Source organism: Nonomuraea gerenzanensis (assembly GCF_020215645.1).
In the GTDB taxonomy this organism is placed as follows: Bacteria; Actinomycetota; Actinomycetes; order Streptosporangiales; family Streptosporangiaceae; genus Nonomuraea; species Nonomuraea gerenzanensis.
On sequence record NZ_CP084058.1, the window covers coordinates 1,636,670 to 1,655,397 of the forward strand.

The following is an 18,728-nucleotide window of genomic DNA, read 5'->3' on the forward strand; positions in this document are numbered from 1 at the left end:
GCGCCGTTTCACGTAGCTGGGTCGCCGATCTCGTCCTGGATGTGGTCGTGCAGGATGCGGGCCTCATCGTCCTCGGCCACTGTCATGACAGTGCGCAGGATGCTGAGCGCCGCCATCTGCTGCCCCGCCTGCGCCAGCGCCCTCGCGAGTTCGATTCTGATGGACGGGTCCACAGGCAGGCGGGCCGCTGCGGCACGCAGCTGGCCCTGGGCGGCGGCGACATCTCCTCGGGCGAGCGAGATCCGGCCGATTGCCGCGAGCATGACTCCGACTGCGGCCTTGTCCTGCTGCGTCTCCAGCAGGACAAGCACCCGCTGGTAGGCGTCCAGGGCCTCGCTCAGATCTCCGCGAGCGTAGAAGATGTTGCCGAGGATGGTGTGCGCGCCGATCTGCGTTCGCATGTCTTGAGACGCGGCGGCGGCCTGCCGTACATGCCTTTCGGCCCTGTCCTGATCACCGTCCACAAGAGCGTCGACGGCGGCGCACAACCGATCGGCCGGCAAGATGATCGTGGGTACGATGGCGCCTGCTCGTTGGCCGAGTTGCCCGAGAGGTTCCAGCAACCGATCGCTGCCCACCGTGTAGACGCGTGCTTCATCAGTGACCCGCACTTGCAGGATCGACCGGTTCACCAGCGCTCTCATCAGAGAGTTGGGCATTCCCGCCGTTTCCGCCAAGCCCTCGGTCAGCTGCTGTGCCGCCCCGAAAGAGGAGATGAAGGTGGTGGCCAGCCATGAGCACAAGCGGATGGGATCGTAGCCGAAGCCGGTGGCCACTTCCTGGATGGCCAGCCACAACGCCTCCCGCAGGGCGTCGTTCGCCGCAACGTGCTGCGTCTCGGTGAGAGACCTCTCGTCCTCCGGCCATACTCGCCACATATGGGTACAGACTGCTTGCAGATGCCATGGGTGCACAGTCGACAAGCGCCGCTCCGAGCGTATTCTGCCCGCCTGGTCCACGATCCTGACCGTGGTCAGGTCTTCCACCAGCGCTTCCGCCACGTTGGGCGAGACGACGCGGCTGGTGGTGTCGCGCACGGGATCCCGGATGGCTTCGACGGCGGAGTGCGGGGACAGACCGGTGAGCTCGAACAGGGCGATGTCCGGAATGAACTGCTCGATCTCGCGCCGGAGAGCGTCGAGTCGATCGTCACGAACGCACAGCAGCAGATGGACGTGCTGAGCGCTGGTCAAGGCGTGGAGGAGCTCGCGCCGTTCGTCGCTCCGGTCGCCCAGGTACATGTCTTCGATATGGTCAATACAGGCGAATACGGGCTTCGACCTGTGTTGGATCTGTCGCAGGAACTGGCCGATGCTCAGGGGTGGCAGCGGTCTCTCTGGCGCCCAACTCCTGAGCAAGGTGCGAGTCAACGGGTTCGGCGACAGAGCCGAGGCTTCTGGGAATGGTGGCCCACCCGCCACTCTGCCGACTGGAAGGACACGCGCGCCGAGTCGCTGCATGCGTGGCACGACACCGCTGTGCAGCAGAGAGGACTTCCCCGTTCCCGGCGCACCGTGTAGCACCGTCAACGTCCTCGTACGCCAAAGGTCCGAAGCGCGAGCGGTTTCCTGGTCCCGCCCTTCGAACAACAGTTCTTCGGACTGTCGATAAGGGCGCATGCCGGGAAACGGACAATGAACGCTACTGGCCGTCATATTATTCACGGCCATAGCCGACACCTTGGCGAGGAGGGACACTGTAGCAACAATAGAGGAAGTTCACTCTCCGACGCCCGCTCTGCCTGGTCGGTGAAGCGGCCCGCGACGCCCGTAGCGCATGTGCATCCTTCATGGTGACTCATCCGATTGGGTGGGCTCACCAGGAGGGTCGCCGCCGAAGAGCGGCTCCGCTGGATCTGTGTCGGCCGCCAGGATCCGGGTGACAATCTGATCCAGACAAAGTGGTCCGATCGCCTCGATTTCGGACAAGAGTGAATTGCTCAGATCGATGATTTCGGTCTCGACGTCGCGCTCAGAGTGCGCCATCGTGGCCTCTGCCCCCTTCCGTGTGCCCCGACAATCATCATCGACGGGCGCCGCCGTGGCTACTGTCTCCCTTGCTCAAAAACGTTGGCTTCCATGTTTAGGATGACTGTGTGCTGAGTTTTTTGGAGCAGACATGACCGAGATGCGGCGCAAACCTCACGTTTGGGGACGAATCCCTCCGCGTAACAAGGACTTCACTGGACGGGAGCACCTTCTCGAACGGCTTCTGCGCGGTGTAAGCGGCGGCGTCACCGCAGTGCTGCCGACCGCGCTCCATGGACTCGGCGGGGTAGGAAAGACGCAAATCGCCGCTGAATTTGCACATCGACACAAAGCGGACTATGACGTCGTTTGGTGGGTCCCATCCGATCAGCCGATGCTCATCCCCTCTTCGATCGCCCGGCTCGCTCCTCACCTCAACCTGCCCAAGGCCAACGAGATCGGGGTGGCCGAAGCCGCGGAAGGGGTGATCGAGGCGCTGCGCAAGGGTGAGCCATACGACCAGTGGCTTCTCATCTTCGACAACGCGCACGACCCAGAGTCGATCATGCAGTACGTCCCCGACGGACCGGGCGGTGTCCTGATCACGTCGCGCAACTTCGCATGGGACGGCGTCGTGGACACGCTGACCGTGGACGTGTTCTCCCGTGAGGAGAGCCGCCGGTTCCTCGACCGGCGCGTCCCGGGCATCGGAGGAAGTGAGGCCGACGCGCTGGCCGAGGCGCTCGGCGACCTGCCGTTGGCCCTCGACCAGGCCGGTGCCCTGCAATCGGAGACGGGCATGCCGGTAGGGGAGTACCTCACGCTTCTTCGCGATCAGACCGGCAAACTCCTGGCCGAAGGCCGGCCGATGGAGTACGACGTGCCGCTGACGGCGACATGGGCTCTGTCAGTGTCGACCTTGCATGAGGAGCAACCCGACGCGGTCGAGTTGCTGCATCTGTTGGCCTTCTTCGGCGCCGACCCCATTCCCCGCGACGTACTCAGCACAGGCCGAGGTACGGTCGATCCCCCCTTGTCCGACATCCTCGACGATCCGCTCCAGTTCAGCAGGGCAGTCCAGGCGCTCGGCCGCTACGCGCTCGTCCAGATCGACAGGGAAAACCAGACCATCCTCGTCCATCGCTTGGTCCAGGCCCTGCTGCGGGAGGACGTCAGCGAGAACGAACGCGAGCGATTCCGCCGCAACGTGCAACGGCTCCTGGCCGCCGCCGTGCCGCTCCAGCCGGACGACACCACCACCTGGCCGACGTTCGCACGACTGATGCCGCATCTGGAGCCGGCGCAGATGGCGCAGTCGCCCGACTCGACGGTCCGGCCGCTGATGCACAATGTGGTCCGGTATTTGTACCAGTCCGGAAACGCGCCAGGTGCCCTTGCCCTCGCAGCAGAATGCGTGGCCGCTTGGCAGGCTCATCCGGGAGCCACCTCGCGCGAGTTGTGCACCATGCAGCGGCATCTCAGCATCTCTCTGCGGTTCGTGGGCCGATACAAAGAGGCTTTCGAAGTAGGCTCCCAGGCCCTCACGGAGGCCGAGCACTCGCTTGGCGCCGAGGACGAGGAGACGCTGCGGCTGACCAACAATCACTGCACCGACCTGCGGGCCATGGGGTTGTTCGCCGAATCGTTCGCACTGAGCTCGTCTGCGGTGGAGAGGCATCGTGCCGCGTTCGGTGACGAGGACGAACGCACGCTACGGATGCGGACCAGCCTGGCCCTCGACCTCACGCTCACCAGCCGGTACGAAGAGGCCGAGCGGCTGCTCAAGCGCGTCTACAGCGCACTACGCGACCTTTACGGCTCTCCGAACCATCCCACCGCTCAGATCGTCATGAACAATCTGGTCCGGGTCATCAGGCTGCGTGGCGACTACTCCGAGGCGCGCGAGCTCGGAGAGGATGTCTACGCGGTCGGCGTGGCGACGCTCGGTGCCGACCATCCGACCACGCTCAGGGCAGCCAGCGACCTGGCCATCGCCATGCGCAAGGCCGAAGGAGGCAGCAGCGATGTCCTCCACTACGCAGAGGATCTCGTGCAGCGCTATCGGCGTCTCATGGGCGATCAGCACCCCGACAAACTGGCTGCCGATATGGCCTTGGTCAACGCCTACCGTGAGGCAAGGCGCATCCCTGACGCCGTAGCCGCCGCCGAGCTCATCACCTTGGCCTATGCCCAGGTTTACGGCTCGGATCATCCCTACACGCATGGCTGCCGGCACAATCTGGCGCTGTTGATCAGGCTGGCGGGAGACCACGGGAAATCTCGTGAGATGCATGAATTCGTCGTCTCCCGGCTGACGGAGCTGCTCGGTCCCGCTCACCACTACACGTTGACCGCTGTGCTCGGCTACATCAGTGATCTGGCGTCGCTCGGCCACTGGGACAAAGCCGTGGCCCTGGGCGAGGACGCCCTGGCTGACCTGCGGCAGCTGCTCGGAGCCGCTCACCCGATGACGCTGGGATGCATGGCCAACCTCGCACTCGACATGTCCAAGCTGGGCAGGACGGACGAGGCCATCGCCCTGCAGGCCGATGCGCTGACCAGTCTCCAGCGACGGCTGGGTGAGGGGCATCCGACGGTTGCTGCGGTGGGCAACGGTGAACGCCTGGACTTCGACTTCGACGCGTTGCCGATCTAAGCGCGCTCACCCTCGCGCGGCCGTCGTGTGCTCGCGGCATCGAAGTCGCGTTGATGCCGGGCGGCGGCGGCACGCGCGAGTTCGACGGCGGAAAGAGGTACTTCCTCTTCGGCGAATGTGTGCAGCCTCCGCAACATGCCGTCCACGAATCGGCGTCCGATCGGCGTCAGGGCCGTGCTCTCGTAGATCACCCGCGCGGTCTTCGCCGCGGCCTCCCGCCATCGGGCGAACTCGGCGTGCGCCATGGGGCTGTCGTCTATCTGGCGCTGTCGCCGCCAGAAATCAGCGACACCGAGATGGGCGTAGGTCCCGTGCAGCAGACCGGACAGGGGGCGAGGGTCACGCCGCCACGGCGCGTAGTAACGCGCCTCAGGATCCGGCTTGATCAGATCGACCAGATAGAGGAGCACTGTGAGCTTGGCGTGCTGGACCTCGTGAGCCAGTGCCGAGGCCAGCGTCCGGGCACACGTGGGGCGGGCCAGCGCGACGCAGCCGAAAACGGTGCGCGAAGTGCCGCTGGCCGCCCACCCGCCGCGCGACAGAGGAGTGACGGCTGAGAGCATCGACATGATCTCGTCGGCCGTCGATGCATGGCTGTCGCACAGTATCGTCCACGCTTCCTGGAACAACCTCTGCCACTCCAGGACCTCGGCGCCGGTGAGGCGCGTGGCGAGTTGAGGGCCGGCGGGGAAGCGATATGGATCGAGATCGTCCAGGGCGAGGCGCAAGACACCATGCGGATGCTCGGCCACTATGCGCCGAAGCCCCAACCATCCATCAGCGTCGCGAGCATAGTCGACGGGAAGGCCGACGCGTGATCGGGGGGAGCTGACCGTGCTGTTGGACGATGTGACGCGGATCAGACAGTCTTCCGAGCCGATCACTGCGGCGCCGAGTGAGGGGAACATGACGGATTCACACTGATGGGACAATCGGGCTTCGAAGGGGAGCCCTGCCCGTATCCCCGCCGTGGCAGCCAGGACGGCCAGCTGTGAGGCTTCCCGAGCGCCTCCTCCCTGGCGTAAGGCCCCCACGGTCGCCAGTGCCCACCCGCCAACGGCGGGATACCGGAGAAGGGCATCGACATCTTCGGGTGCCGTCACGTGCATGCGCGCCAGCTCGTCGAAGGATCTGCTGACCTCCGCGGATGCGGCTGTGTCGGCCACTACCTTGATGAGTATCAGATGGCGATCGCGGGCCGCGGCCGACAGGAAGCGGCCGGCCTGCGACCCACCTTGCCCACCTGCCAGGGCGTCGAACAGCTGATACGGAATCACGAGCCGATTCACGACGAGAACCCCGCTTCATGCAAAGGCTGTTGAGGATGGTTCCCATGTCATCCCGCCAACAACTATGCCACGCTCGGCGAGCTCCTCATATGAGGGTCGAGACGCCCATTGGTCATATCGCGATTTCAGCGGCTGTCAATTACCAGGCAGGAAAATAGGTCAGCCGATTGGGTGGGGCTTTCAAGTTGTGCAAGGCCGCTGATGGCCGGCCCTTCGCGCGTCTCTCGAAGAAAGAACAGGCGGCGGCGAACAGCGCGACGACAGTGCCAGGACCCACCTGCCGGGCCAGGCCAGGCCTGCTTGCCGCATTCGTCAGGGCTCGTTATGCACCCTGTCCTTTCGCCGGCCGCCGCCTTCGACTTTCGCCGCGAGTTTCTTGACCTGCTCCCGGCCGGACGCGCCACGTCGTCATCCGCGCGGCTCAGCGGATCGGTCTGCGCCCGCGTCCGGTCGCGGAGCGAAGCCAGAACATCTCGTCGGCGAGCGCAGGGCGTGCTCGACGCATTGTCCATCGTCACGGGCATCGGCCAGCCAATGTGCCTGCTTGGTCTGACCATTTTCCGGGGTCGGTCGTCGGGACCTGGCATGACACCGTGTCGGTGAGGTGGCGGGGGTCAAGGCTGGAGTGAGGTGACGAACTGTGACATGCCGGTCAGCCAGCGGTCCGGGTCCTCGGCCTTGCGGCGGGCGTACTCGGCGACCTCCGGGTGCGGGAGGATGTGGAAGCGCTCGGCGGCCAGGCCGTCGATGACCGCCGTCGCCACCTCGGCAGGGTCGAGCACTGCGCCCGACGCGCGCACCGCCCTGGCCGTCAGGTGGTCGGTGTCGATGCCGTGCTCCAGCATCGCAGTCCGCACCCCCTGCGGGCACAGGACGCTGACCTTGACGCCCTTGGCGGCGTAGTGGATGGCGAGCCACTCGGCGAACGCGACCGCCGCCGCCTTCGACACCGCGTACGGGGCGTCGCCGGGGCAGCTGATCAGGCCCGCGGCGGAGCACGTGTTGAGCAGGTAGCCGCCGCCCCTGGCCACCATGGAGGGCACGACGGCGCGGGCGGCGTACACGTGCGCCATGACGTTCACCGCGAGCAGGCTGCTCCACTCCTCGGCGGGGGCGTCCAGGCCGTGGCCGCCGATGATGCCGGCGTTGGAGCAGAACAGGTCCACGGGGCCGAACCGGGTGTCGGCGAGGGCGGCCACCTCGGGCTCGGAGGAGACGTCCACGCGGACGGGGACGGCGCGCGAGCCGATCTCGCCGGCCACCGCGGCGGCGCCCGCCTCGTCCAGGTCGGCCACCACCACCCCGGCCGCGCCCTCGGCGGCGAACCTGAGCGCGAGCGCGCGGCCGATCCCGCTGGCGGCTCCCGTGACGACGACGACCTTGTCCCGTACCAGCATGAGCGCTCTCCTCGAACGGATGCGGCGGGATCACGCCCACCACTTTTAGAACAAGATTCTACTGTGTGGTCCTGTCGCCCGACAGATGAGAGGTTTCTCATCTGTACCTCAGCGTGGTCTCCTCAAAAGCCGCCAAGGTCGAACCCATGAAGCATCGAGGAGCGGTGATCCTCCTGGCCCTGGCGGTGGCGGCGGCCGGGGTCATGTCGGTGGAGCTGGTGCGGGCGGCCGACGAGGAGCTCGACCTGGGCGGCCCCGTCGTGGTCTCGCCGTCGTCCTCGCCCGGCAGCGCCAGCGCGTCCAGATCCGTGCGTGAGGGTGACGCGGGCGCGCCGGAGGACGGGGCCACGTCCGAGCCCCCGCCCCAGGCGGAGGCGTCACCGAGCGCCACTCCGACGGTGAGCGGGGAGCCGGTCAGGAGCGAGCGGCCGACGCCGCGCAAGACCAAGGCCGAGCCGGTCAAGCCGCCTTCTCCCCGGCCTGGGGGTGGCGGTGACGACGATGACGACGATGATGGTGGCGACGATGACGGCGACGACTGATGGGGAGATCGCATGCGGCTCAGCGCCCGTGCCCGGATCGTGGGCTGGATGCTCGTCGTCGTCGGCATCGCTCTGACCGTCGCCGTCTCCGTGACCTGGTCCACCCTGCTCACCCGCCTCGACCACCGGATGGACCTCGAGTTGGGCAACGAGGTCGAGAAGCTGCGGCGCTACGCCGCCACCGCGCACGACCTGCAGTCGGGGCAGCCCTTCACCGACGTCGAGGACCTGCTGATCGGCTACCTCCAGCTCAACGCGCCCGACCGGTGGGAGACCTTCTTCAGCATCCTCGACGGCAAGGCCCACAAGATCACCGCGATCCCGCCGCCCGTGCAGCTCGACACCGACGAGAAGCTCGTCGCGCGGATGGCCATGGCGACCAGGGTCGAGCGGCACGAGATGGAGACCAGCAAGGGAACGGTCCACTACGCGGTGATCCCGGTGAGCGTGTCCGGCGACCCCCGGCGCGGGCACTTCGTCGTGGCGCACTTCTACGACCTCAACCGTGACGACATCGTCGACGCGGTGGGCGTGCTCGGGCTGTCCGCGCTGGCGGCGATGGGGCTGGCCGGGGCGGCCGGGTGGTTCGTGGCGGGGCAGGTGCTGGCGCCGGTGCGGCTCGTCCGCCAGACGGCCGAGCAGATCAGCGACTCCAGCGACCTGACCCGCCGCCTCGACGTGCCCGGCGACGACGACGTGGCGGCGCTGGCGTCGACGTTCAACCACATGCTCGACCGGCTCGAGCAGGCCTTCGTCGTGCAACGCCACTTCATGGACGACGCCGGCCACGAGCTGCGCACCCCGATCACGGTCGTCCGCGGCCACCTGGAGCTGATGAGCGACGACCCCGACGACCGGGCCGAGACCCTCGCCCTGGTCACCGACGAGCTCGACCGGATGAACCGCATCGTCGACGACCTGCTCACCCTCGCCAAGTCGGAGCAGCCGGGCTTCCTGGCGCTCGACAACGTGGAGCTGGCCGACCTCACGGTCAGCGTGGTCGCCAAGGCGCGGGCGCTGGGCGATCGCCAGTGGCGGGTCGACGAGGTGGCCGAGGCGCGGCTGCCCGCCGACCGCCACCGCCTCACGCAGGCGCTCATGCAGCTCGTGGCCAACGCGGTGCGCCACACCGCCGACGGCGACCTGATCGCCGTCGGCTCCGCCGTGCGTGACGGGCGGGTCGAGCTGTGGGTACGCGACAGCGGCCCCGGGGTGGCCCCGGCCGAGCGCGAGCGGATCTTCGGGCGGTTCGTGCGGGGCGCCGGGCGCACCGGGGCCCACGACGGGGCCGGGCTCGGCCTGGCCATCGTCAGATCTATCGCCCAAGCCCATGGAGGCACTGTGACGGTGACGGAGGCCCCGGGAGGAGGGGCCTGCTTTGTCATGTCTCTTCCGCTGTGGGAGCTGTGGAGGCTGAAGTGAACCGGATTCTGATCGCCGAGGACGAAGCCAGGATCGCCTCCTTCGTGGAGAAGGGGCTGCGGGCCAACGGCTTCGTGACGGCCGTGGTGGGAGACGGGGTGGCGGCGTACGACCTGGCCAGCGCGGGCGGCTTCGACCTGCTCATCCTGGACATCGGGCTGCCGTTGAGCGACGGGTTCACGGTGCTGCGGCGGCTGCGTGAGGCCATGGTGACCCTTCCTGTGATCATTCTTACGGCCCGTGACAGCGTGAGCGACACGGTGGCGGGGCTGGAGGGCGGCGCCGACGACTACATCGCCAAGCCCTTCGCCTTCGAGGAGCTGCTGGCCAGGGTGCGGCTGCGGCTGCGGGCCGACCGCACGCCCGAGGTGACCGTGCTGCGGGTGGCGGACCTGTCGCTCGACCTGCGCACCCGGCGGGTGTACGTCGGGGACCGGGCGGTGGACCTGTCGACCAGGGAGTTCGCCCTGGCGGAGATCTTCTGCCGCCACCCCGACCAGGTGCTGACGCGTGAGCAGCTGCTCAGCCACGTGTGGGGGTTCGACTTCGACCCCGGCTCCAACGTGGTGGACGTCTACGTCCGCTACCTGCGCCGCAAGATCGGGGCCGACCGGATCGAGACCGTCCGGGGCACCGGCTACCGCATGAGAGTCGCCTAATCGTCAGCTCACCGCCCCTTCACCCCCCACCACCAAGCTGTTCATCAGGAACACTGCGGAAGGAGCGGTTGTGATCACCGGACTGGCGATGGACCTCGGGGCGATCGTCCTGCTTGCCTACGGCCTCTACTACCGGCGCCACCATCGGCGCGACCTGCTGTTCGCCTACATCGCGCTCAACGTGGGCATCTTCGCGGTCGTGTCGCTGCTGCTGGTCCAGCGGGTCGACATCGCCGTCGGGTTCGGATTGTTCGGTGTGTTGTCCATCATCCGGCTCAGATCCAGCGAGATCACCCAGCAGGAGATCGCCTACTACTTCGTGGCGATCGTGCTCGGCCTGGTCAACGGCATCGCCGCCGCCTGGCCGATGACGGCGCTCCTGCTCAACGGGGTGCTGCTGGCGGTCATGTACCTCGCCGACCACCCCGGCCTGCTCGGGCGGACCAGGCACCAGGTGGTGACGCTGGACGTGGTGCACGCCGACCCGGAGGCGCTGCGGGTGGACCTGGAGAGCCGGTTGCGGGCGCGGGTGCTGCAGTGCGAGGTCACGCAGGTGGACTACGTACGGGATGTGACGGTGGTGGACGTGCGCTACGTGGCGCCGACCGCGCGGGTCGGTGTGCGGTGAAGCGGCGGTCGCCGCAGGTGCGGATGCCCGCGCCGCGGTGGTGGGCGGGCACGCGGGGATGGGCGGGCACGCGGGGATGGGCAGGCGCGCGGGGATGGGCAGGCAGGGGGCCGCGTGGCTGAGCCGTACGCGAACGCGTTGCTCGCGGGGGTCGCCGCCGCGGTGCCGGCGGTCGGCCTGGAGGACGTGCCGGAGCTGCTGAGCCGGGTCGACTGCAAGTACCTCGTCACCGCCTCCACCATGGCCCGGCTCGCGGCGGAGCTGGGCGACCGCTTCCTCGCCCTGCGGATCGAAGGCCGGCGGCAGTTCCGCTACACCTCCACCTACTTCGACACCCCCGGCCTGCTCACCTACCACCAGCACCGGCAGGACCGGCGGCGCAGGTTCAAGCTCCGCACGCGCACCTACCTCGACGGGGGCGGCCAGTGGCTGGAGCTCAAGCTCAGCGGCGCGCGGGGCGGCACCGACAAGCACCGCATGCCCTACGACGGCGTGCCCGGTGACACGCTCACCAGCCAGGCGCTGGACTTCGTCCGCGACACGCTGCTCAGCGAGCTGCGCCTCATCGCCCCCGAGACGCTGCAGCCGGTGCTGGCCACCGACTACAAACGCGTGACGCTCGTCGACCGCTCCGGCACGGCCCGGGTGACCTGCGACACCGGGCTGGTGTTCCGCGACGGGGCGCGGAGCACTCCGGCTCGCGGGGATCTGGTGCTGCTGGAGTCGAAGTCGGTGGATGGGAAGGCGGTGGTCGACAAGGTGTTGCGGGGGTTGGGGGTGCGGCCGGTGAGTGTGAGCAAGTACTGCCTGGCGGTCGCTGCTCTCCGGGAGTTGCCGGCTAATCGGTGGCATCCGGTTTTGCAGCGGTATCTCACGCATGGGGTGAGGGCGCGGGGGGCTCGGTCCGTTGCTTCGGATCACGCCGCGGGAGGGGAAATTCGCCTGTCATGAGGGGGGAAGATCGCATCGGATTGTGGGATTCGGGGGACTTGGAGGTGGTCTCCTGGTCATAGTGGATGTTGTGTTTCAGGTGTGGAGGTCGGGCCGCATGGGGGTGCGGGTGTGATGCGTCGTGAGTGTGTCGAGGTCGTCGGCCTGGTTGGGAGGCTGTCGGTGACAGCGCTGTCGGTCTGTGCTGGTGCGGTTGCTGGACGTGGTTCGGTTGGTTGTTGAGGGCTGCGGTCGTGGCTGTATGCGACTATCCGCGGGTGATGGGTCGAGTTGGTCGCTTAGGTGGTTGTCGCCCTTAGCGCAGAGCGGGGGCTGCCGGTTGGCGTGATGGGGCCCGGCGCGTCGGTGTGGCGGTTGGCGTGACGGGGCTGGGCGCGTCGGTGTGGCGGTTGGCGTGACGGGGTTGAGTGCACTGCTGGTCGGCTGGTGCTGGCGGGAGGGGGCGTTCGTGGCTTGCGTGGTCATTGGTGGCGGCCGGAGCTGGGAAGTGCGGCGATTGACACAGTTATAGCTAACCGCTATCTATTGGCTAGCTGTTAGGGGGAGGGTGTGGCGCGCAGTGCTGGCGATGCTCGTCGAAGGGCCGTCGAGAGGGCGGCAGGTTCGTCATGGTGAGTGAGCCAGGGTGCTCCCTTCGTGACGATGACGTCGTGGGCCGTGTCGCCGGATGAATGGGCAAGGATCCGTGAGTAACAGCAGTGGCTATGGGCCGGAGCCGACCGGTCGCGGACAGGACGGTGAGGGGCGCTCCGGGGCATCGGATCGTCCGAGCAGGCGGCGGCGTTCGGCTCGGGAGGGTGGGGCTGGCTACGGCTCCCCGAACGAAGGGTCGGGCGGCCTCGCTGGTGCGGCTGGTGGTGCCGGTGGGCCTCGGGCTGGGGGTTCCTCCGGTGGGCTTCGTGCCGAGGGTGCTTCCGGTGGGTTTGGTGCCGAGGGTGCTTCCGGTGGCCGTCGTGTCGAGGGTGATTCCGGTGGGCGGCGGGCCGGTGGGCGGTCGGGTGGATCTCGTGGGCTTCGCGCCAGTGGCAGCGCTGATGGGGTTGGCCGGTCGAGCGCTGATGACGGTTCCCCAGGAGCTGGCGGGCGTGGTGGCGGTGGGCGTTTTCGGTGGGATGGGGGGCATGCTGGGTGGAAGCGCTTCGTGCCCAGCTGGAAGATGGTGCTCGTCGGGCTGACGGTCCTGGTGGCGGGGCTGTTCGGCATGTTCATGGTGGCGTACGCCTACACGCCGTTGCCGATGGGCGTGCAGCAGCATGCCACCGAGCAGGGCAGCATCATCTACTACCGCGACGGCAAGACCGAGATCGCCAGGCTGGGCACCAAGCGCGAGATCGTCCCCATCTCCAAGGTCCCGCGGCACGTTCAGGACGCGTTCATCGCCGTCGAGAACCGTACGTTCCGTACGGACCCCGGTATCTCGGTGTCGGGGATCATGCGGGCGGTGTGGAGCACGGTGACGGGCGAGCAGGTTCAGGGTGGTTCGACGATCACGCAGGAGATGGCGCGCGGGTACTACGACGGGCTGAGCCAGGAGCGGACGGTCACGCGGAAGGTCAAGGAGATCTTCGTGTCCATCCGCGCAGGCAAGGAGCTGTCGAAGGACCAGATCATGGCGACCTACCTCAACACGATCTACTTCGGCCGCGGCGCGAACGGTATCCAGGCCGCCGCCCAGGCCTACTTCGACAAGGACGTGGACAAGCTGACGCCGGCCGAGGGCGCGTACCTGGCGGGCCGGATCCAGAGCCCCGACGCGTTCGACAAGGCTGAGGCGGCGAAGAACTGGGCGCCGACGCGGGAGCGGTTCGACTACGCCGTGCGTGGCATGGCGATCGTCGATCCGGGGAGGTACGGGCAGTTCGCCCAGACGGCGAAGTTCCCGAAGCTGGCCAGGCTGGACAAGAAGGAGACGCTCAAGGGCATCAACGGCTACATGGTCGACATCGTCCAGCGGGAGCTGGAGAAACGCGGGATCAGCCGGGAGCGGCTGCGCAAGGAGGGGTTCCGCGTCACGACGACGTTCGACAAGAAGCTGATGCAGGCCGCGAAGAAGACGGTCGAGAGCAACCTCGCCGCCGTCGGCGACAAGAACATCCACGCCAACCTGGCCACCGTGGACGCGCGCAACGGCCAGGTGCTCGCCTTCTACAGCGGCCACGACTACCTCAAGAGCTTCACCAACAACGCCTTCGACGCCAACAAGCAGGCCGCGTCGGCCTTCAAGCCGTACGTGCTGGCCGCCTGGCTGGAGAAGGGGTACAGCCTCAGGAGCTACGTGTCCGGCGACGGGCCGGTCACGCTGCCGGGCACCAAGCCGATCGGCAACTCGCACGACGTGGGCGCGGCCGTGCAGATCGACCGGGCCACCGCCGAGTCGGTGAACACGGCGTTCGCCACGATGGCGCAGGAGGTCGGGCTGGAGGAGGTCGCGAAGATCGCCGAGGGGGCCGGGATCGACAAGGACGACCTGGAGCAGGCGATCAGCGACCACGCCTACGGCATGTCCATCGGCGCCGGCCTGGTCACGCCCGTCGAGCAGGCCACCGGGTACGGCATCTTCGCCAACGGCGGCGTCCACCACGACGCGCACGTGGTGCTGGCGGTCAAGGCGTACACCGGCAAGACCGTCATGAAGGAGGCCGATCTCTCCAGGACGGTCATCAGCCCCGACACCGCCGCCGACGCCACCTACGCGATGCAGCAGGTGGTCAAGTACGGCACCGCCAGGGGCACCGTGCTGCCCGGCGGGCGCCCGATCGCCGGCAAGACCGGCACGAACAACGAGAACAAGGAGGCCTGGTTCGTCGGCTACACCCCGCAGCTGTCCACGGCCGTCGGGATGTACAAGGAGGTCGCGCAGCTCGACCCGAAGACGAAGAAGGTGCTCAAGGACGAGAACGGCTACGCGCTGAAGAGGGAGGTCTCCCTGGGCGACATCCAGGGAGCCGACACGCCCACCAAGATCTGGCGCGACTTCATGGCGATCGCGATGGACGGCAAGCCGGTCGAGGAGTTCCCGGCGCCTGCGTTCGCCGGTGAGCGGCACGATCTGGTGCGGCAGCCGGCGCCCAAGCCGACGCAGGACCCGTCCGAGGACGCCGGTGACGACGCCGGTGACGACGCCGGCGCGGATCCGGCCTGCGCCACCGACCCGGCGAGCTGCGGCGGCCCGGACAATGGCGACACCGGTGATGATCCGCTGGGGGACGACTCGGTGAACGAGGATTCCGATGGCGCCACCACCATCGACGACGGTGGCCAGCCTTACGCGGGCGGGTAGCCCCCGGGGTCGTGCAGGGTTGGGTGGTCGGTGACTGGAGTGGCTTTCGGTGGCTGGTGTGATGGAAGGCCGAGACGGTGGTGGCGCCGGCGAGGGTCGGCGCCTGGGTCGCGACGGCGAACACCCGCCCGTAGATCGCCGGGTTCAGCACGAACCCGGCGATCCCCAGCAGCAGCACGAGGGGCACGACGGCGATCGTGTACCGGGCGAAGGCGCCGAGGAGGGCGGAGCAGGCCAGGATCCCGAGGGCGCCCGCCAGCAGGGCGTGGGTGGGCAGCCGGTCCGCGATCCGGCCGCCGACGGACAGCCCGATGAACGCGCCGGCGCCGAACAACGTCAGGACGGCGGGGATCCACACGCCCGGCATGCGGGTGACGTCCGTCAGGAGTGCCGAGAGGTAGTTGAAGGTGATCATGTATGCGGCCGTGCTGAGGAGGGTGGCGGCGTACACGACCCAGAGGTGGGGGCGGCGCAGGGTGCGCAGCTCGTCCCGCACGCTGGTCCCGCCGCGCGCGCGGGTGGCGGGCAGCGCCACGAGCGTCAGGAACGCGCCGGCGACCGTGAGGACGGCCACCGCCCAGAAGCCGCCGCGCCAGCCGGTGAAGTAGCTGATCAGCGTGCCGGCCGGGCCGCCGGCCACCACGCAGGCGGCGAAGGCCATCTGCGTGGTCACCAGGGTCGTGCGCCGGGGCCAGCGGAGGGTCGCGATGGCCAGGGGCGGGCCGCCGACGACCACGGCGGCGGCGAACGCCGAGATCAGGGCTCCGGCCGAGGACAGGTGCGGTGCTGCGAGTCTGCCGGGCGTGTGCGGCGCTGCGAGCCTGTCGAGCGCCGCACGCCGTACCGCGCGATCTCGGCCCGTCCCAGCTCCAGCAGCTCGGACGGCGGCAGGCCGTCGCGGGACAGGTAGCCGTGCAGGTGCTGGGCGGAAGCGTTGCGCGGCTCCCCCGCGTCGATCACGGCGACCCTGCGCCGCGCGCGCCCCAGGAGCAGGGCGGCGTTCAGCCCGGTCGCGCCGGCGCCGACGATCGCCACGTCATGCCTGTTCATCGCCTCATTCACAGCGATCACCTCCGGCGCCGATGGTGTGGCCCGGGGAGCTAGGATGACAACTTCCGTTGCTGTTTCCGCAACAGCACAAGCCCGCACGGAGGAACGGCATGGCGGACAGGAAGCGACCCTCGACGGCCGAGACGCTGGCGCAGGTGGGCCCCCGGCTCAGGCGCATCCGTACGCAGCGGGAGGTGAGCCTGTCGGCGCTGTCGGAGGCCACCGGCATCTCCAAGAGCACGCTCTCGCGGCTGGAGTCGGGCCAGCGCCGCCCCAGCCTGGAGCTCCTCCTGCCGATCGCGGAGGCGCACCAGGTGCCGCTCGACGAGCTGGTCGGCGCGCCGGACGTGGGCGATCCGCGCGTCCGCTGCAAGCCGGTGGTCCGCAACGGCCGGACGGTGATCCCCCTGACCGCCCAGCCGGGGCCGCTGCAGGCGTGGAAGTCGATCATCCCCGCCGAGCAGAACCAGCCCCGGCCGATCACGCACGAGGGCTATGAGTGGATGTACGTGCTCTCCGGGCGCGTGCGGCTCGTCGTGGCGGATCACGATCTGGTCCTGGGGCCGGGCGAGGCGGCCGAGTTCGACACCCGGCTGCCGCACTGGTTCGGGGCCGCCGGCGACTCTCCGGTGGAGGTGCTGAACCTGTTCGGCCGTCAGGGCGAGCGGATGCACGTACGGGCCAGGCCGCGCGAGCGTGCGGGGAATTGATCGGTTTGGTACAGACTCGCCCATGCTGAGCTGCGGAAACTCGCCTCCGCGCGTGCCTGGGTGATAGGCAGGAAAGGTGCTTGAGCGCATTCATGAGATACCAGGCGTCATGCTGAGTGCGGATGAGTATCTCGACGACTTCTGGCCGAACTTCCACCAGCTCGACGACGTGTTCTGGAAGCTCGAACGCATCCAGAGCTTCCGGAGCCGGCCGAGCTGGGTGGCGATGGTGGAGGGCGACTGGGATCGCTCGCTCAAGCTGGTCGACGACGGGTGCCGGCCGGCCCGCAGACGCGAACGCCCGGCCAAGCGCGTCCGCCGGCGGCGGATCAGGATCGTCGAGCAGCCGATCACGCCCTACCTGCAGTGGGAGATGCACCTCCTGGCGTTGCGGGCGGCGACCGTGGAGAAGGTGCGGGTGCTCGACGCGGGCGAGGTGGCCGAGATCGAGGTGGGGCGGCGGTTGCCGGAGCTGGTCGTGCTGGGCACTGTGGCGATGTACGAGGTGACGTACGACGAGTCGGGCAGGCACAGCGGGGCGCGGCGGATCGACGACCGGGAGGTCATCGCGGCCTGCCAGGGGGAGCTGGACAAGCTGTTCGAGCGGGGGGAGGAGTTCCGGCCGTACTACGAGAGGGAGATCCTGCCGTTGCCCGCTCCCCGGGTCAGCGTCTGACCGCTATCACCCGCAGGGCCACCGGCTCCGGGTAGCGGCCTGTGGGGTCGATCGCCGGCAGCGCGTCGGTGAGGTCGCGCTCGAAGGCGGGGCGCCGGACGTCACCGCCAGTGTGCGCCGCCGGTTCCCGGGGTCGGCCTCGGCCCCACGGCGGTCACCCGGTGACCGGCCGCCACGAGAGCGCCGGCCAGCGCTGTTCCGATGCCTCCGGTGGCTCCGGTCACCAGGATGTGCCCCATGACGCCTCTCATGGCGAATTCGCGTGCGGGCGAGGGTCAGAGGGGCAGGCCGCCGGTGGCGGAGCTGGTGGAGCCGGTCGCCTGGTAGGCGGCGATCGTGCGCTCGGCGATGCGCATCTGGTGGATCTCGTCGGCGCCGTCGGCGAAGCGGGCCCAGCGGGCGTGCTGGAACATGTTCGCCAGCGGAGTGTCCGTCGAGTAACCGAGGGCGCCGTGCACCTGGATCGCGCGGTCCACGATCCGGTTGAGGCTGTTGGCCACGAAGTGCTTGGCCATCGACACCTCCGTACGGAAGTCCTCCCCCCGGTCGATCTTGGAAGCGGCGTGCAGCACCATCAGCTTGCACTGGTACAGCTCCATGGCCGAGTCGGCGATCAGCCACTGGATGCCCTGCTTCTCGGCCAGCAGGGAGCCGTGGCTGTAGCGGTTGAGCGCGCGGTCGACCATCATGTCCAGCGCCGTCTCCGCCTGCGAGATCCACCGCATGCAGTGGGCCAGCCGGGCCGGGCCGAGGCGGTACTGGCCCAGGCGGTGGCCGTTGCCCCGGCCGCCGAGGACGGCGCTGTCGGGGACCCGCAGGTCCTTGATGACGATCTCGCTGTGGCCGGTGGAGCCGTGCATGGTCTCCACCTCGCGCACGTCGTTCCAGCCGGGGTTGGGCAGGTCGACCAGGAAGGCGGTGTTCGCGCCGCGCGAGCCCTCCGGGACGTCCTGCTCCGTCCTGGCGATGAGGATGGCGAAGTTGGCGCGGCGGGCGTTGGAGATGAACCACTTGTGGCCGTTGATGACCCACTCGTCGCCGTCCTGGACGGCGTGCGTGCGGATCAGCGTGGGGTCCGAGCCGGCCACCTCGGGCTCGGTCATGGCGAAGCAGGACATCTGCACACCGTCGAGGAGCGGCCGCAGGTACTTCTCCTTCTGTTCGTCGGTCGCCCAGTGCAGGAGGGTGTGCATGTTGCCCTCGTCGGGGGCCTGGCAGTTGAGCACCCACGGCCCGATGCGGGTCTTGGCGGCCTCCGACTGCACCATCGCCAGCTCCACGTGGCCCAGGCCCATGCCACCCCATTCCTTCGGCATGTGGGGCAGCCACAGCCCCTCCGCCTTGGCCTGGGAGCGCAGGCGGAAGATCGTGCGCAGGTACTGGTCGCGCTCGCCCTCCTGCACCTCCTCCATGGCGGGCACGACGGTGCCCTGGATGAAGGAACGGATCCGCTTGCGGATCTCCTCGTGCTCAGGGGCGAGAGTGAAATCGATGGCCATAT

16 protein-coding genes and 1 pseudogene are annotated in these 18,728 nt (G+C 68.4%); 9 read left to right on the forward strand and 8 right to left on the reverse strand.

The window, feature by feature from the left end; all coding sequences use genetic code 11:
- Positions 1-8: 8 nt before the first annotated feature.
- Both LCN96_RS08050 and LCN96_RS08055 read right to left on the reverse strand, forming a co-directional pair.
- The gene (locus LCN96_RS08050; RefSeq protein WP_397351949.1) at positions 9-1,670 is read right to left on the reverse strand and encodes an nSTAND1 domain-containing NTPase; all 1,662 of its coding nucleotides are present in this window, start codon (positions 1,668-1,670) and stop codon (positions 9-11) included.
- Positions 1,671-1,787: 117 nt separating this feature from the next.
- Positions 1,788-1,985, reverse strand: coding sequence for a hypothetical protein (locus tag LCN96_RS08055; protein ID WP_225271950.1), 198 nt, complete (start codon positions 1,983-1,985; stop codon positions 1,788-1,790).
- Between the two features lie 133 nt (positions 1,986-2,118).
- Here LCN96_RS08055 and fxsT point away from each other — a divergent pair, with 133 nt between their 5' ends.
- Positions 2,119-4,623 carry an FxSxx-COOH system tetratricopeptide repeat protein gene (gene fxsT / locus LCN96_RS08060; RefSeq protein ID WP_225271951.1) on the forward strand — a complete coding sequence of 835 codons (2,505 nt, stop codon included), beginning with the start codon at positions 2,119-2,121 and terminating at the stop codon, positions 4,621-4,623.
- Here fxsT and LCN96_RS08065 read toward each other — a convergent pair.
- Both LCN96_RS08065 and LCN96_RS08070 read right to left on the reverse strand, forming a co-directional pair.
- A complete protein-coding gene (locus tag LCN96_RS08065; RefSeq protein WP_225271952.1) occupies positions 4,620-5,912 on the reverse strand; it encodes an HEXXH motif domain-containing protein in 1,293 nt (430 codons plus the stop codon). The two genes, fxsT and LCN96_RS08065, sit on opposite strands and share 4 nt — an antisense overlap.
- 614 nt (positions 5,913-6,526) lie before the next feature.
- Positions 6,527-7,309, reverse strand: a complete 783-nt coding sequence (locus LCN96_RS08070) for an SDR family oxidoreductase (RefSeq protein WP_225271953.1) — start codon at positions 7,307-7,309, stop codon at positions 6,527-6,529.
- Between the two features lie 146 nt (positions 7,310-7,455).
- Between LCN96_RS08070 and LCN96_RS08075 the strand changes: the two genes are divergently transcribed.
- The 6 genes from LCN96_RS08075 (at position 7,456) to LCN96_RS08100 (ending at position 14,791) form a co-directional block, all read left to right on the forward strand.
- Positions 7,456-7,851 (forward strand): hypothetical protein, encoded by a 396-nt coding sequence (locus tag LCN96_RS08075; protein ID WP_225271954.1) that lies wholly within the window; start codon positions 7,456-7,458, stop codon positions 7,849-7,851.
- A gap of 12 nt (positions 7,852-7,863) precedes the next feature.
- The gene (locus LCN96_RS08080; RefSeq protein ID WP_225271955.1) at positions 7,864-9,273 is read left to right on the forward strand and encodes a sensor histidine kinase; all 1,410 of its coding nucleotides are present in this window, start codon (positions 7,864-7,866) and stop codon (positions 9,271-9,273) included.
- Complete coding sequence (locus tag LCN96_RS08085) at positions 9,270-9,932, forward strand: response regulator transcription factor (RefSeq protein ID WP_225271956.1); 663 nt, start codon at positions 9,270-9,272, stop codon at positions 9,930-9,932. The genes LCN96_RS08080 and LCN96_RS08085 overlap by 4 nt, the downstream gene beginning before the upstream one ends.
- 88 nt (positions 9,933-10,020) lie before the next feature.
- Positions 10,021-10,560, forward strand: a complete 540-nt coding sequence (locus tag LCN96_RS08090) for a DUF4956 domain-containing protein (protein ID WP_225275941.1) — start codon at positions 10,021-10,023, stop codon at positions 10,558-10,560.
- Between the two features lie 114 nt (positions 10,561-10,674).
- Complete coding sequence (locus LCN96_RS08095; RefSeq protein ID WP_225271957.1) at positions 10,675-11,511, forward strand: polyphosphate polymerase domain-containing protein; 837 nt, start codon at positions 10,675-10,677, stop codon at positions 11,509-11,511.
- A gap of 1,141 nt (positions 11,512-12,652) precedes the next feature.
- On the forward strand, positions 12,653-14,791 hold the full coding sequence (locus LCN96_RS08100) for a transglycosylase domain-containing protein (protein WP_225271958.1): 2,139 nt from the start codon (positions 12,653-12,655) through the stop codon (positions 14,789-14,791).
- 136 nt (positions 14,792-14,927) lie between these two features.
- On the opposite strand, the pseudogene LCN96_RS08105 reads toward LCN96_RS08100, so the two are convergent.
- Together LCN96_RS08105 and LCN96_RS08110 are read right to left on the reverse strand one after the other, a co-directional pair.
- Positions 14,928-15,452, reverse strand: a pseudogene (locus tag LCN96_RS08105) (MFS transporter); the annotation flags it as partial.
- Between the two features lie 95 nt (positions 15,453-15,547).
- On the reverse strand, positions 15,548-15,841 hold the full coding sequence (locus tag LCN96_RS08110; RefSeq protein ID WP_404823960.1) for an FAD-dependent oxidoreductase: 294 nt from the start codon (positions 15,839-15,841) through the stop codon (positions 15,548-15,550).
- A gap of 110 nt (positions 15,842-15,951) precedes the next feature.
- Here LCN96_RS08110 and LCN96_RS08115 point away from each other — a divergent pair, with 110 nt between their 5' ends.
- Complete coding sequence (locus LCN96_RS08115) at positions 15,952-16,551, forward strand: helix-turn-helix domain-containing protein (protein WP_225271959.1); 600 nt, start codon at positions 15,952-15,954, stop codon at positions 16,549-16,551.
- Positions 16,552-16,660: 109 nt separating this feature from the next.
- Complete coding sequence (locus LCN96_RS08120) at positions 16,661-17,227, forward strand: DUF6879 family protein (RefSeq protein WP_225271960.1); 567 nt, start codon at positions 16,661-16,663, stop codon at positions 17,225-17,227.
- A 101-nt stretch (positions 17,228-17,328) separates the two neighbouring features.
- Here the strand turns inward: LCN96_RS08120 and LCN96_RS57080 are convergent, their stop codons facing one another.
- On the reverse strand, positions 17,329-17,478 hold the full coding sequence (locus LCN96_RS57080; RefSeq protein WP_311132241.1) for an NAD-dependent epimerase/dehydratase family protein: 150 nt from the start codon (positions 17,476-17,478) through the stop codon (positions 17,329-17,331).
- 24 nt (positions 17,479-17,502) lie between these two features.
- Positions 17,503-18,726, reverse strand: a complete 1,224-nt coding sequence (locus tag LCN96_RS08125; RefSeq protein WP_225271961.1) for an acyl-CoA dehydrogenase family protein — start codon at positions 18,724-18,726, stop codon at positions 17,503-17,505.
- Positions 18,727-18,728 lie beyond the last annotated feature (2 nt).

Excerpts from the sequence above, each read along its gene's own strand:
- LCN96_RS08050 (WP_397351949.1), bottom strand. The coding sequence starts at position 1,670 with ATGGCCGTGAATAATATGACGGCCAGTAGCGTTCATTGTCCGTTTCCC.
- LCN96_RS08055 (WP_225271950.1), bottom strand. The coding sequence starts at position 1,985 with ATGGCGCACTCTGAGCGCGACGTCGAGACCGAAATCATCGATCTGAGC.
- fxsT (WP_225271951.1), top strand. The coding sequence starts at position 2,119 with ATGACCGAGATGCGGCGCAAACCTCACGTTTGGGGACGAATCCCTCCG.
- LCN96_RS08070 (WP_225271953.1), bottom strand. The coding sequence starts at position 7,309 with ATGCTGGTACGGGACAAGGTCGTCGTCGTCACGGGAGCCGCCAGCGGG.
- LCN96_RS08075 (WP_225271954.1), top strand. The coding sequence starts at position 7,456 with ATGAAGCATCGAGGAGCGGTGATCCTCCTGGCCCTGGCGGTGGCGGCG.
- LCN96_RS08080 (WP_225271955.1), top strand. The coding sequence starts at position 7,864 with ATGCGGCTCAGCGCCCGTGCCCGGATCGTGGGCTGGATGCTCGTCGTC.
- LCN96_RS08090 (WP_225275941.1), top strand. The coding sequence starts at position 10,021 with ATGGACCTCGGGGCGATCGTCCTGCTTGCCTACGGCCTCTACTACCGG.
- LCN96_RS08110 (WP_404823960.1), bottom strand. The coding sequence starts at position 15,841 with ATGAACAGGCATGACGTGGCGATCGTCGGCGCCGGCGCGACCGGGCTG.
- LCN96_RS08115 (WP_225271959.1), top strand. The coding sequence starts at position 15,952 with ATGGCGGACAGGAAGCGACCCTCGACGGCCGAGACGCTGGCGCAGGTG.
- LCN96_RS08120 (WP_225271960.1), top strand. The coding sequence starts at position 16,661 with ATGCTGAGTGCGGATGAGTATCTCGACGACTTCTGGCCGAACTTCCAC.
- LCN96_RS57080 (WP_311132241.1), bottom strand. The coding sequence starts at position 17,478 with ATGAGAGGCGTCATGGGGCACATCCTGGTGACCGGAGCCACCGGAGGC.
- LCN96_RS08125 (WP_225271961.1), bottom strand. The coding sequence starts at position 18,726 with ATGGCCATCGATTTCACTCTCGCCCCTGAGCACGAGGAGATCCGCAAG.